This window comes from Streptomyces sp. NPDC043853 (assembly GCF_056436025.1).
The window spans coordinates 35,297-50,368 of the sequence record NZ_JBWKDJ010000005.1; the positions used below are offsets into that span (position 1 = coordinate 35,297).

General features: G+C 73.7%; 2 protein-coding genes. Both read right to left on the reverse strand.

All coding sequences use genetic code 11. The features are described from left to right. Positions 1-33: 33 nt before the first annotated feature. On the reverse strand, positions 34-7,068 hold the full coding sequence (locus AC067U_RS15255) for an amino acid adenylation domain-containing protein (protein WP_478830162.1): 7,035 nt from the start codon (positions 7,066-7,068) through the stop codon (positions 34-36). Then, positions 7,065-15,017 carry an amino acid adenylation domain-containing protein gene (locus tag AC067U_RS15260; protein ID WP_478830163.1) on the reverse strand — a complete coding sequence of 2,651 codons (7,953 nt, stop codon included), beginning with the start codon at positions 15,015-15,017 and terminating at the stop codon, positions 7,065-7,067. The genes AC067U_RS15255 and AC067U_RS15260 overlap by 4 nt, the downstream gene beginning before the upstream one ends. Positions 15,018-15,072 lie beyond the last annotated feature (55 nt).

Consider the following 15,072-nt stretch of genomic DNA (forward strand, 5'->3'; position numbering starts at 1 on the left):
GGTGTGGGCGGCAGCTCTCGTTTCCGCGGCCGACTACTCGCCCGCCTGCAGGTACGGGCGCAGTACCTCCGCGATCGACCGGACCGCGGCGGTGTCGAGGACCCCGTCGTGGTCCTCGGCCACCGTGTGTACCTCCACCTCGCCGTCCGTGTACGCGGCCCACTGGGCAGCCTCGTACGGGGCGTTCCCGGCACGGAAGTGAAGGAGCGTCCCCCGGTAGCGTCCCGGCATGAAGCCGGCCGGCAGCTGGTCCGATGCACGGTAGTTGGCCCGCATCGCGGCGATCGTGTTCTCCGGGAGATCGAGCCCCTCCACGGCGGAGGCGATCGCCGCCGCAGCGTGGGCGTCCGTCTCCGCTTCCGTACCCTCGCCGCCGCCCGGGTAGGCGTCGAGCAGCGCGAGCAGAGACACCTCCTCACCGCGCTCCTGCAGTCGGCAGGCCAGGGCGTGGGCGATGACGCCGCCCAGCGACCAGCCGAGCAGGCGGTAGGGACCGCTCGGCTGTACTCGGGTCAGCTCGGCCAGGTGCGCGTCGACCAGCTGGTCCAGGGACGCCGGTGCGGGGCCTCCCGACAGGTTGGGTGCCTGGAGGGCGTGCACGGCGACGTCGGCCGGCACATGGGCGAGGAGGGCCGCATACCGCCATCCGAGTCCGGTCGCGGGCGCCGGACACCACAGCGGCGCGGGAGCCTCCGCGTCGGCGCCGGGTCCGGGACGGAGGGTGAAGAGCACGTCCAGTCCCGACGCCGACCCGGCGGCGTCGCGCAGCAGTCCGGCCAGTGCCGCCGGTGTCGTGTGACGGAAGAGGTCGGCCACGGCGACCTGGCGGCCGGTGGCGCGCTGGATCCGGTCGCGCAGCCGCATCAGGAGCATGGAGTGTCCGCCGAGGGCGAAGAAGTCGTCCTCCGGGCCGGCTTCCGCGAGGTCGAGGAGGTCGGCGAAGATCTCGCAGACCTGTGCCTCCAGGACGTCGCGGGGTCCGCGCCCGGCCCGTACCTGCGCGGGCGGCGGTGCCGGCAGGGCACGCCGGTCGAGCTTGCCGTGGTCGGTCAGCGGGAGGGCGTCCAGCTCGACGTAGACCGACGGCACCATGTAGTCGGGCAGCATCCGGGTGAGCTGCTTGCGCAGCGCGGCCGGGTCGAACGGGGAGCCCGCCGCCGGTACCACGTAGCCGACGACGTACTTGCCCCGCACGTCGTCCTCGCGGACGTCCACCGCGGCCTGCAGCACAGACGGGTCCGAGGCCAGAGCCGCCGTGATCTCGCCGAGCTCGATGCGGAATCCGCGGATCTTGACCTGGTCGTCGGTGCGGCCGAGGTAGTCGATCTTCCCGTCCGGCATCCAGCGCACCAGGTCGCCCGTGCGGTACATGCGCGTGCCGGGAGCGCCGAACGGGTCGGCCACGAACCTCTCGGCCGTGAGCGACGGCCGGTCCAGGTAGCCACGGGCCAGGCCCGCTCCGGACAGGTACAGCTCACCGATCACTCCGGCCGGCACGGGCTGGAGCCGTCCGTCGAGCACGTACGCGGCCGTGTTCGCGGTCGGCCGGCCCACCAGCGGGCGCTCCCCGTCACAGACGCGGGCGGCCAGCGCGTCGACGGTGCACTCGGTGGGTCCGTAGAGATTGAACCCGGCGGTGTTCGCCAGACCGCGCATGTCCCGCCAGAGCGGGGAGGGCACGGCCTCACCGCCCACGCCGAGCGCGAGCAAGGAGCTGCGCCCCTCCCGGATCAGTCCGGCGCCGGCCAACTGCATGGCGTGGGACGGGGTGACCTCGATGAAGTCGATCCGGTGCTCGCCGATGAAGCCGACGAGCAGGTCGGGATCCCGGAGCGTGTCCTCGGTGACGATGTGCAGGGCGTGACCGTCCAGCATCCACAGCTGCGGCTGCCAGGACGCGTCGAAGGCGAACGACCAGCCGTGGGCCACACGGAGACTCCGGCCCCCGGCCGCCTCGACCGTCGGACGGTAGAGCAGTTCACGATGACTGTGGAAGAGGTTCGCGATGCTGCGGTGCTCCACGACCACGCCCTTGGGCAGGCCCGTGGATCCCGATGTGTAGATGACGTACGCCGGGTGGCCCGCCCGCGGGCGAGGCAGGTCCCCCGCCTCCGGGGTGCCGGCCGACTCGGCAAGCCGCTCCTGGATCTCGGGGGAGTCCAGGAGGACGGACTCGACCGGGGCGCCGTCCGAGGCGAGCGCGGCCAGAGAGCCGGTGGTGATCAGAAGGGTGGGCCGGGCGTCGCCGAGAATGTGCGCGATGCGTCCGGCCGGGTAGCCGGGGTCGATCGGCACGTAGGCGCCGCCCGCCCGCATCACGGACAGCAGGGCGACCACCGTGTCGGCCGTACGCGGCAGCAGCAGGGCCACCATCCGCTCCGGTCCGACGCCCTTGGCCCGCAGCAGGCCGGCCAGGCGGGCGGTACGCCGGTCGAGCTCGGCGAACGTGTACGAGACGTCCCCGCACACCAGGGCCGTCGCGTCCGGCGTGGCCCGGACCTGGGCCTCGAAGAGTTCCGTCAGCGTGGACAGGGGCGCGTCCACACGGTCGCCCTTCCAGTCGACGAGCACCTGATGGCGTTCTTCGGCCGCCAGGAGTTCCAGACTGCTGATGGGCCGCTCCGGGGCCTGGGCGACCGCCTCCAGGACCCGCAGGAACCGGGTGGTCATATTGGCGGCCGTGGCCCGGTCGAAGAGGTCCGTGCTGTACTCCACGCCCAGGGTCATGCCGTCCCGGCCGTGCTCCTCGACGATCTCGAAGGCCAGGTCGAACTTGGAGGTCCCCATCTCCACCGGCTCCTGGGCCACGGAGAGTCCGCCGAAGGCCAGGTCCATCGCCGGCCGGGCCTGGTGGCTGAGCATGACCTGGAACAGCGGGTGCCGGGCCATGGAACGGGCCGGGTTGAGCAGCTCCACCAGTCGCTCGAACGGGACGTCCTGGTGGGCGTAGGCGGCCAGATCGGTCTCGCGGACCCTGGCCACCAGCTCGCGGAAGGTGGGGTCGCCCGAGGTGTCGGTGCGCAGCACCAGCGTGTTGGCGAAGAACCCGACCACCTCGTCCACGGCGTCGTCCCCCCGTCCGGCGACGGGCGTGCCGACAGGAATGTCGGTGCCGGCACCGAGCCGGGTCAGCAGCACGCCGAGCGCGGCGTGCAGGACCATGAAGACACTGGCATCGCAGCGCCGCGCCAGCGCCCGGAGCTTCACGTGCAGATCGGCGGACACCTCGGCCTCGACCGTGGCACCACGCAGGCTGGGGGAGGCGGCCCGGGGCCGGTCGGTGGGCAGCGGAAGCTCCTCGGGCAGGCCGTCGAGGGCCTTTCGCCAGAAGGCGACCTGGCTGCTCAGCAGGCTTTCCGGATCGGACTCCTCGCCCAGCAGCCCGCGCTGCCAGACGGCGTGGTCCGCGTACCCGACGGGGAGCGGCGCGAACGCGGGAAGCTCGTCCCGGGTGCGCGCCAGGTAGGCGTCCGCGAGGTCCTGAAGGAGCGGAAGCGCCGACCAGCCGTCGGCGGCGACGTGGTGCAGCACCAGCAGCAGCACGTGCTGCTCCTGTTCCACGGCGAACAACTCGGCCGTGAAGGGCGGCTCTTCGTCGATGCGGAACGGTCGCGCGGCGGCAGCGGCCAGCAGTCCGGCCAGCTCCGTCTCCGTGGCGGGAGTGACCGGCATCGCCGGCCGTGCCGATCCGGCGGGCAGGATCACCTGCCGGGGGGTGCCGTCCCGGTCCGTGAGCAGCGTCCGCAGGGTCTCGTGCCGGTCCGTCAGATCGCCGAGGGCCTCACGCATCGCTTCGGGGTCGAGGCCGCCGTCCAGCCGGGCCGCGAACGCCATGTTGTAGGCGGGGTGCGGACCTTCGAGGCAGTACTGGAACCACATCCGGCTCTGCGCGAAGGACAGCGGCAGCGGGTCGGGACGAACCCCCGCACGGAGCGGCGGCCGCACATCTCCGCTGGTGAGACGCTGGGCCAGCGCCGCCACGGTGGGAGCGTCGAAGAGCGTCCGCAGCGCGAGTTCCACCCCGAGGGTGGACCGGACCCTGCTGGCGAGGCGGGTGGCGAGCAGGGAGTGCCCGCCCAGGTCGAAGAAGTTGTCGTCGATACCGACCTCGGGCACCCCCAGGACCTCCGCGAACAGGTCGCAGAGCATCTCCTCGGCAGGGGTGCGGGGCCGACGGCCGGTGCCCGCCGCGGCGCCGAGGTCCGGAGCGGGCAGGGCCCGCCGGTCGAGCTTGCCGCTCGGCGTCAGCGGCAGGGCGTCCAGCACCACGAAGGCGGCCGGCACGTAGTGCTCGGGCAGCGTGGAGGCGAGCGCGCGGCGCAGCGGCGCCGGTTCGGGCGCGGTGCCGGCGACGTAGGCGACGAGCACGGGGTCACCGACCGCGCCCAGGTCCCGCCGGGCCACCACCGCGGCCTCCCGGACGCCGGGCTGCGCCGCGAGGGCGGCCTCGATCTCACCGGGCTCGATGCGGAATCCGCGGATCTTGACCTGGTCGTCGGTGCGGCCCAGGTACTCGACGACTCCGTCGGTGCCCAGCCGTGCCAGGTCGCCGGTGCGGTACATGCGGCTGCCGGCCGGGCCGTACGGGTCGGCCGTGAACCGCTCCGCGGTGAGCGCGGGCCGCCCCAGGTAGCCGTGGGCCAGCTGCGGCCCCGCCAGGTACAGCTCGCCGGGCACGCCCGGGGGGACCGGGCGCAGGCCCGCGTCCAGTACGTACACCGACGTGTTCCACACCGGCCGGCCGATGGGCACGGTGTCGCGGTCCGCGTCCTCGGGCGGGCACGCCCGGTACGTGACGTCGACCGCGGCCTCGGTCGGGCCGTACAGGTTGTGCAGCTCCACCTCGCCGGCGTAGAGCCCGTGGAAGGACCCCACCAGATCGGGGGCGAGGGCCTCACCGCTGCACAGCACGCGGGTGAGACCGGTGCAGCCGGCCGCCTCGGGCTCGGCGAGGAAGGCGCGCAGCATCGACGGAACGAAGTGGGCCGTGGTGACGCCCCGCTCACGGATCAGCCGGGCGAGGTACTGCGGGTCGAGGTGCCCCTGCGGACGGGCCACCACCAGGGTGGCCCCCGTGATCAGCGGCCAGAAGAACTCCCACACCGAGACGTCGAAGCTGGAGGGGGTCTTCTGCAGCACGCGGTCGGCGGGGCTGAGCCCGTACTCGCCCTGCGTCCACAGGAGGCGGTTGACGATCGCCGAGTGCGGGACCACCACGCCCTTGGGACGGCCGGTGGAGCCGGACGTGTAGATCACGTAGGCCGGGTCGCTCGGGGCGGCGGACCGGAGCACCGCCGTCGTGGCGTCACCGTCGGCGGAAGCCTCGGGAGCATCCACGGCCACCACGGGGACGGACGCGTCATGCGGCAGGTGCGTGCCGGTCGAGGTGTCGGTCACCAGCGCGACCGGGGCAGCGTCGGCGAGCATGAACGCGAGCCGGTCGGCCGGATAGCCGGGGTCCAGCGGCAGGTACGCGGCACCGGCGCGGAGGACCGCGTTCAGGGCCACGACCAGCTCGGCGGACCGCGGCAGGGCCACCGCCACCACCCGGCCGGGACCGGCACCGAGCCGGGCCAGCCGGGAGGCCAGCTGCGTGGCACGGGCGTCGAGTTCGGCGTAGGTCAGCTGGGCGTCCTCGAACACGACGGCCGATGCCTGCGGCGTACGGGCGCACTGCTCGGTCAGGAGCGCCGTCAGCGTGGTGTCCGGTACCGGGTGCCGGGTGTGGGCCGTGGTGAGCTTGGCCGCTTCCCCGGCTCCGAGCAGGTCGAGCCGCCCGAGGGGGAGGTCCGGAGTGGCCGTGAAGGCCTCGAAGGCCCTCCGCAGCCGGTCCGCGACCTGCCGTACCCGCTCCTCGTCCAGGGCGTCGGGACGGTAGCCGAGCTCCAGCCGCAGCCGCCTGCCGGGCAGTGCGGTCAGGGCGAGGGGGTAGTGCACCCCTTCGTCGCCGCCCGCGTCCGTCATCCGCAGCCCGGGGGCGAGTTCGGCCATGGAGTCGGGGTCGAACGGGTAGTTCTCCACCACGGCGAGGGTGTCGAACAGGTCCCGGCCGCCGGCCGCCCGCTGGATCTCCGCCAGACCCATGTGCTGGTGCGGGACCAGGTCGGACTGCTCGGCCTGCAGCCGCGCCAGCGCGGCCGCGAACGGCTCGGCCGGAGGCAGTACGGCCCGTACGGGCACGGTGTTGACGAACACGCCGATCATCGACTCGACGCCGGGCAGGTCGGCCGGCCGGCCGGACACGATGCCGCCGAAGACGACGTCGGTGCGCCCCAGCGTGCGGGCCAGCGCGAGGGCCCAGGCGCCCTGGACGACGGTGCCGAGGGTCAGGCCGCGGGAACGCGCGGTCGCCGCCATGGCCGACGTGAGGTCCTCGGAGAGTTCGACGACGACCTTCCGCGGGCGGGCGGCGACCGAGTCGCCGGCGCCCGGAGCCACCAGCGTCGGGCTGTCGAAGCCCTCCAGCGAGGCGGTCCACGCGGCGGTGGCGGCCTGCCGGTCCTGGGAGGCCAGCCAGTCGAGGTACACCCTCGGCGGCACCGGAGGCGGCAGCGCCGGGCCGCTCGCCCCCGCGTAGAGGGCGAACAGCTCCTGGACCAGCAGGGGCTGCGACCAGCCGTCGAGGATCATGTGGTGGTTGGTGACCACCAGCCGGTGCAAGCCGTCGCCGAGCTTCAGCAGCCTGAACCGGATCAGCGGAGGCCGGCCCAGGTCGAACCCCCGCTCCGTGTCGAGGAGCGTCAGCCGCTCGGTCTCCCGCTCGCGGTCCGCCGGGGACAGCCCCGACAGGTCGTCGGAGCTCCAGGGGACGTCCGCCCCGGAGGGTATGAGCGCGGCCGCCTTGCCCTGCCGGTTCCGGCGGAAGGCGGCGCGCAGCCCCGGCCGCCGGTCCAGCAGGCGCTGAGCGGCATCCCGCAGGCGCGGGCCGTCCACCGGCCCGCGCAGGTCGAGCCGCAGGTGCCCCGCGTACACGTCGAGTCCGGTGCTGTCGAGCTCCGCCCGGAACAACAGGCCCTCTTGGAGCGGGGTCAGCGGGAGGATGTCCTCCAGCTTGGAACGGGCAGTCACGAAAGCCTCCAGTCGGCCTCGAAGTCGTCGATCTCGTCCTGCGTGAGCGAGATCAGGGAAAGGTCGGAAGGCGTCCAGCCGCCCGAATCGGCCGCGGTGGTGTGGAGTGCCAGCGCCCGCAGGTACGCGAGCCACGTGTCCGCGAGTCCCTCCACATGGGCCGCGGGCAGGGCGCCCGGGGCGTACGACCAGGTGGCCGTCAGCCGGGCACCGTCGGGACCGGGCGCCACATGGGCGTCGATCTCCAGGGCATGGGCCAGCGGCAGCGCGGGGTCGACACCGTGGAAGAGGGCGTCGTCCCCGGCCACGGGCTGCCACGCCTCCGTCTCCTGGCCGGCGCCGAACCGGCCCAGGTAGTTGAAGGCCACTTCCGGAACGGGCAGGGCCGCCAGTGAGCCGGCCGTCTCCGGGTTGAGGTAGCGCAGGGCCCCGAACCCGAGCCCGCCGTCGGGGGCTGACCGCAGCTGCTCCTTGACGCTCTTCAGCGCCTGTCCCGCGGCCGGCCCGCCGGCCCGGGCCTCGGCCAGGTCGACGGCGCCGGGGTCGATCCGCACGGGGTGGACGGAGGTGAACCAGCCCACCGTGCGCGAGAGATCCGTCTCCGCGCCGGGGACGTCCTCACGCCCGTGGCCTTCGAGCTGGAGGCTCAGGGCCCGGTCGCCCGTCGGGGAGCCCGCCGGGGAGCCCGTCGTGCCGCGCCGGTGTTCCGCGACCGCCAGCGCCAGGGCCGTCAGGAGCACGTCCTCGGTGTTCGCGTGGAAGGCGGCGGGAACGCTGGTGAGCAGGGCTTCGGTCTCCTGCGCGGCCACGGTCACGGTGTGGCGGGCGACCGAGCCGGCCGTGTCCCGGGCCGGATCCAGGGCGGCCGCGAGGGCCGTCCCCCGGGTGCCGTCCAGCGCCGTACGCCAGTCGTCCAGCTGCGCCACCGTCGGCGTGCTCCGTGCGTAGTCGCGCAGCAGCCTGCTCCAAGCGCGCAGCGAGGTGCTCTCGGCATCGATCTCCGTGCCGCGCCAGGCGGCGTCGAGGTCACCGCACAGGATGCGCCAGGACACGCCGTCGACGACCAGGTGGTGCACCACCAGCACCAGCCGTCCCTGAGTGCCGGCCGGGGCGGGCTCCCAGACGGCCTGGAGCATGACCCCGGACTCGGGGTGCAGTCGGTCCCGGGCGGCTGTGGCCTCGTCGTGCAGGCTTCCCTCGGCGATCCGCAGGACGCTCTCGGCCCGTACGGCGCCCGGGGCCGGGGCGTCCAGCTCCCAGCTGCCGTCCTCGGCGGTCACCAGGTGGGCCCGCAGCGCGGGATGGGCGTCCAGCACGGCCTGCAGGACCGAGGTCAGCGCCTCGCGGGACAGCCCGGGCGGAGTGGCCAGCGTCATGCCCTGGCTGTAGCCGTCGACGGTGACGCGGGATCCCGCCGATGCCGCGAGCTCGCGGAGCCATGCGGTGATCGGGGTCTCGGCCACCCGGCCCGTGCCGTGGTCCGCCGGCCGGTCCGGTGCGGCGTCGAGCGGCTTGGCGACCGCCGCCAGTGCGGCCGGGGTCTGGTACCGGAACACCTCCCGGGGGCCGATCGACCATCCGGCCGCGCGGGCCCGGCTCACCAGCTGGAGGGAGATGATGCTGTCGCCGCCCAGCTCGAAGAAGTTGCTGTCGGCGTCCGTGCGTTCCTGACCCAGGAGGGTGGAGAACAGGTCGCAGAACAGCTGTTCCGCCGCGGTGGCCGGGGCCCGGCCCGCGCCCTGCTCGGGCAGGACGGGAAGCGGCAGCGCGGCCCGGTCAAGCTTGCGGTTGGAGGACTGCGGAAGCCTGTCCATCGCGACCCACAGCGAGGGCACCATGTGGTCCGGCAGCAAGGCCGCGGCGTGGGCGCGCCAGCCGTCCGGGTCGGCCTCGTGGCCGGCGGACGGCACGACGTACGCGACCAGGCGGCGGGAACCGGGCAGGTCGTCGCGGGCGATCACCGCGACCTCGGCCACGCCCTCGTGGCGGCCGAGCACCGCCTCGATCTCGCCCGGTTCGATGCGGAACCCGCGGATCTTCACCTGGTGGTCTGCCCGGCCCAGGCACTCCAGCTCGCCGTCGCCCGTCCACCGGGCGAGGTCGCCCGTGCGGTACATCCGGGTACCGGGCGCGCCGTAGGGGTCCGCGGTGAAGCGTTCGGCGGTCAGGGCCGGCCGGCCCAGGTAGCCGCGGGCCAGGCCGGCGCCCGCGAGGTAGAGCTCGCCGGTCACGCCCGGAGGGACCGGGCGGAGCCGGTCGTCGAGGACGTAGGCCGTCGCGCCGCGGATGGGGCGGCCGATGCGCGGGGAGCCCTCGCCCGTGACGGGGGCGACCACCGAGTCGACGGTGCACTCGGTCGGGCCGTAGAAGTTGTACGCGGTGACCGCGGGATGCGTGCCGAGCTCCCGCCAGAGCGCGTCGGGCATGGCGTCGGCGCCGGGGCCGAGCAGGACCGGCCGGTGGCGGCCCTCGTCGAGCAGGCCGTGCTTGATGAGCTGTTGGAGGTGCGCGGGCGTGAGGTCGAGGTAGTCGATCCGCTCGCGGTCTACGTAGGCGGCCACCGCCTCGGCGTCGGGGTAGGTGAGCTCGTCCAGGACGTGCAGCTCGTGGCCGCCGACCATGAGGACGACCGGGTCCAGGGAGGCGTCGAAGGCGAACGAGGCGATGTGCCCCACCCGCAGCCGTCGGCCGCCGGCCTCGGGGACCTCCGCCGGGAACAGGGTCGAGGTGTGGGCCGCGTACAGGTTGGCCAGGTTGGCGTGGGTGACGACCACGCCCTTGGGGCGGCCGGTCGAGCCGGACGTGTAGATGACGTACGCCATGTCGGCGGGTCCGGCCTGGGCCGCGGCGGCACCCGTTGCGGGCACGGGGGCGTCCGAGTCCACGAGGACCACGGGCAGGCCCGGATCCGCGGGCATCGCCGCAGCGAGGACGCCGGTGGTCAGCAGGCAGACGGGGCGGGCGTCCTCCAGGGTCTGCGCGAGCCGCTCGACGGGGTAGTGGGGGTCGAGAGGCAGGAAGGCCGCCCCGGAGCGCAGGACACCGAGCAGCGCGGGCACCATCTCGTGCCGCGGCAGGGCGAGGGCCACCAGCCGGTCGGGACCGGCACCGTGCGCGGCGGCGAGACCGGCGATCCGGTCGACGCGGGAGTCGAGCTCGGCGTAGGTGAGCCGCTCGGGCGACTCCGAGCCGCCGCCGAGCACCAGCGCCACGGCATCCGGCGTACGGCGTACCTGCGTCGCGAACGCCTCGTGCAGCGGGGGAGCGGCGGGGGCGGGCACCGGCGCGGCGAGCAGCACCTCGCGCTCCGCGTCGGTCAGGACCTCGTGTGCCGAGACCGGGAGGTCCGGGCGGGCCACGGCGGCGGCCAGCAGCCGCAGCAGCCGGCCGGCCAGCCGCTCCACCGTGTCCGGGTCGAACAGATCGGCGCTGTACTCGGCGAAGCCGCCTACGCTGCCGGGCTCGGCATCGGGGTCGAAACCCTCGATGAAGGTGAGGCTCAGGTCGAAGGTGGAGGTGCCGGCGGAAACGACCTCGGGCCGGGACCGGAGCCCGGGCACCGGAAGCTTCGAGGCGGTCCCGGACTGGTGCACCACCATCACCTGGAACAGCGGGTGACGGGCCGTCGAGCGGGGCGGGTTGAGGATCTCCACCAGCCGCTCGAACGGCAGGTCCTGGTGCTCGAACGCGGAGACCGCGGTGTCGCGGACGCGGTGGAGCAGGGTCTCGAACGACGGATCGCCGGAGGTGTCGGTGCGCAGGACCAGGGTGTTGACGAAGAAGCCGACGACCCCGTCCAGTTCCTCCTCGGAACGCCCCGCCACGGGGGTGCCGACGGGGATGTCCTCACCCGCCCCGAGGCGGGTCAGCAGGGCGGCGACAGCGGCCTGGTAGACCATGAAGGGGGTGATCCCCAGGTCGGCGGCGAGGGTACGGACCTGCTGCGCGAGCTCGGCCCCGACACTGAACCGGACCATGCCGCCACGGTTGGTGGACTCGGCCGGACGGGGCCGGTCCGTGGGCAGGCGCAGCTCGTCCGGCGCCCCGTCCAGGGCCTCCTTCCAGTACGCGGACTGGAGGGCCGTGAGACTGCCGGGATCGGAGGCGTCCCCGAGCAGCTCGCGCTGCCAGACGGCGAAATCGGCGAACCGCACGGGGAGCGGCTCCCACACCGGGGCCTCGCCGCCCAGCCGGGCCCGGTAGGCCGCGGCCAGGTCGCCGACCAGGACCGGGAGGGACTGCCCGTCGCCGGCGATGTGGTGGAGCAGGAGGAGCAGCACGTGCTCCTCGGGTCCGCACGCGAACAGGGTGACCCGGAGCGGAGGCTCTTGGGCCAGGTCGAAGACGTGCGCGGCGGCCTCGGCGAGGGCGTGGTCCACCGCGTCCGGTGCCGGGCGGCTTACCTCAAGGCGCGGACCCTGATCCGGCTCCAGCACCCTCTGGTACGGCCTGTCCTCAGCTGTACGGAAGACGGTGCGCAGGGTTTCGTGCCGCGAGGCGACGTCCGCCACGGCGGCGGCGAGCGCGCCGTGGTCCAGCGGGCCGCTGATCCGCAGCGCGGTCGGGATGTTGTAGGCGGGGCCGGGCTCCTCCAGCTGGTGCAGGAGCCACAGGCGCTGCTGCGAGAACGACAGCGGCAGCAGCGGCCCGTCACCGGCCGTTCCGGCGGTCAGCGCCGGGCGCGGACCCGACGCCGTGGCCCTGGCCCCGTCGAGCAGCCGGGCGAGTGCCGCGGGAGTGCGGGTGTCGAACAGGGCGCGCAGGGCCGGCCGGATGCCGAACTCCGCCTCGATGCGCGTCATGAGCCGGGCCGCGAGCATGGAGTGCCCGCCCAGCAGGAAGAAGTCGTCGTCCGGGCCGGCCGGTGTCTCCAGCACGTCGGAGAAGAGGGCGCACAGCGTGGCCTCGGCCGCCGTGGCCGGCTCCCGGTGAGCGCCGCTGCCGTACACCGGAGCGGGCAGCGCCCGGCGGTCGAGCTTGTTGTTGCTCGTGAGCGGCAGCTTCTCCAGGGGCACGATGGCCGCGGGGACCATGTGCGCGGGCAGGACCGAGGCGAGCTGTTCGAGCAGGGTCTCCCCATGCGGCTCCGGGGCGCCTTCGGCGCCGACCACGTAGGCGACGAGCCGGAGGTCACCTGGGGTGTCCTCGCGGGCGATGACCGCGGCCTGGGCTATGCCGTCGGCACGGCGCAGGAGCTGCTCGATCTCGCCGGGCTCGATGCGGAAGCCACGGATCTTGACCTGGTGGTCGACCCGCCCCAGGTACTCCAGGACGCCTTCCGCGGTCCACCGGGCGAGGTCGCCCGTGCGGTACATGCGGCTGCCGGATGCACCGAACGGGTCCGCGACGAACCGCTCCGAGGTGAGTCCCGGGCGGCCGAGGTAGCCGCGGGCCAGACCGTCACCGGCGACGTACAGCTCACCGGGCGTGCCCGGGGGCACGGGGTGGAGCCGGTCGTCCAGGAGACGGACCGCGGTGTTGTGCACGGGCGTGCCGATCGGGACCACGGTCCCCTCGTGTTCCGGGGTGCAGGCCCACAGCGTGGCGTCGACCGTGGTCTCGGTGGGGCCGTAGGAGTTGAACATGCGCGTGGTGGCGGACCAGCGGCGCATCAGCTCGGCCGGACATGCCTCGCCGGCGACCATCAGCGTGGCCCCGGCCGGAAGCGCGTGCTCGTCGGGGAGGGTCGCCAGGACACCGGGCGGCAGGGTCAGGTGGGTGACGCCGTGCCGCGCGCAGAAGTCGGCGAGCGGGGGCCCGAGGCGCTTGTCGGTGGGCACGATGGCCAGCGTGCCGCCGGTGAGCAGGGCCATGGTCCACTCCCACACCGAGGTGTCGAAGCTGAACGAGGCGAACTGCAGGACGCAGCTGTCCGGCCCGGCACCGAAGCCCTCGGCCATGGTGGACACAAGACTGGGGATGCCCAGGTGGGTGACGACCACGCCCTTGGGCCGGCCTGTGGAGCCCGAGGTATAGATCAGGTAGGCGGCCTGCGCGGGTGTCGACGGCGGCAGCTCCGCCGTGCGGCCCAGGCTGGGCCGGGAAAGGTCGTCCACAAGGACCCGGACGGACGGGTCGGAAGGCAGACGGCCGGAGTTGGCGGTGTCGGTGACCAGCAGGGTGGGCCGGGCGTCCTCCAGCATCAGGGCGATCCGGTCCGCCGGGTACTCGGGGTCCACCGGAAGGTAGGCCGCACCTGCCTTCATCACGGCGAGGGCGGCGACGAGGAACTCTCCGGTGCGGGGCAGGGCGACGGCCACGACCCGCTCGGGTCCGGCGCCGAGGGCGGCGAGTTCGCCGGCCAGGGCGTCGGACCGCTCGTCCAGCTGGGCGTACGTCAGACGGTGCTCGACTCCTACCGCCCCTCCTGTCCCTTCCGACTCCCAGATCAGCGCCGTCGCCTCGGGCGTCTTGCGCACCTGCTCGGCGAACAGCTCGGGGATGGTGAGGGAGGGGAGCGGCCGGTGGTCGGCGCCCCAGGTGGTCAACACCCGCTCCAGCTCGTCGCCGTCGAGGAGTTCGAGGTCCCCGATCGGGGTGTCGGGTGCCGTCACGGCGGCTTCCAGCAGCCGTTCGAAGCGGCTCAGGAGCCGTTCGACGGTTGCCTCCGAGTACAGGTCCCGGCGGTAGGTGGTGTCGAGGGTGAGCGTGCCCGCCGTGTCCAGGACGGCGGACACCGCCAGATCGAAGGCGGCGGCGTTGCCCGGCACGGCCCGCTCGGTCAGCCGGATGCCGGGCAGGTCGAACCCCTCCCAGACGTCGCTGCGGAGGGAGAACATCACGTCGAAGAACACGTGGTGGCCGACGGTGCGTTCGGGACGCAGCTCCTGCACCAGGGTGTCGAAGGGCACCGTCTGGTGGGCGTAGGCCCCCAGGCACATGTTCCGAACGGATGAGAGGAGGGCCTTGAACGTGGTGCCGGGGCCGGCCGTCGTCCGCAGGACGAGTGTGTTGCCGAAGTTGCCGACGAGTTCCTCGGCTCCGCCCGCGGAGCGCAGCACGGCCGGGGAGCCGACGAGGACGTCCGATGCCCCCGACGTCCGGTGCAGCAGGGTGTTGAAGGCGGCGAGCAGGGCCATGAACGGGCTGACGCCCTCCGCCCGGCACAGCGCGTGCACTTGGTCCCGCAGGGCGGACGGGAGGGTCCGGACGAGCCGGCCGCCCTCCTCCGCGCGCGCCGCCCTGCGCGGGAAGTCGGTCGGCAGCGGAAGTGGTGCCGGGGTGTCGTCCAGGGCCTGCCGCCAGTGGTCCAGGTCGGCCTCGGTCCATGCGGCCCGCCGGCTCTCCGCCAGCGCCAGGTCGGCGTACTGGACGGGCAGTTCGGACAGGGTCTCGCCCTGGTAGGAGGCCGCGACGTCACGCAGCAGGACCTGCCAGCTGCCGTCGTCCCACGCGATGTGGTGGGCGACCAGGACCAGGACGTGCTCGGCGGCGGCCAGCCGCAGGACCTCGAAGCGGACGGGGGTGTCCTGGGCGAGATCGAAGGGAAGTGCCGCCAGGCGCGCGGCAGCCGCGTCGAGCTCGGCTTCCTGTATGTCGGGGCTTACCCAGGTCAGGTCGGTGACCGGGACGTCGACGACGGCATCCGGCAGGACCACCTGCAGCGGGTTCCCGTTTTCGTCGGCCCGGTAGACGGTGCGCAGTACGTGATGACGCCGGCTCACGGCCCGCAGCGCTGCGACGAACCGCGGCACGTCGAGGTCGCCGGACAGGCGGACGGCGACGCTGATGTTGTACGAGGTGCCCTGCGGCTCCAACTGGTGGAGCAGCCACATCCGGCGCTGCGCGGCGGACAGGGGGGAGGGCCCGGTGGCGCGCACGACCGGGGTCGGCTCGGCCGGGCCCTGGTCCTTCCGGCGGACGATGCCGCGTGCGGCGAGCTGCCGACGCATCAACTCGCGGCGTCGGTCGATGGATTCGTTGTTCTGGCCGATGTTCGCACCCGACACGAAGGTTCACGTCCCCTCAAGGCATGACTGATGGGCCGAACCATAACTTAGGATA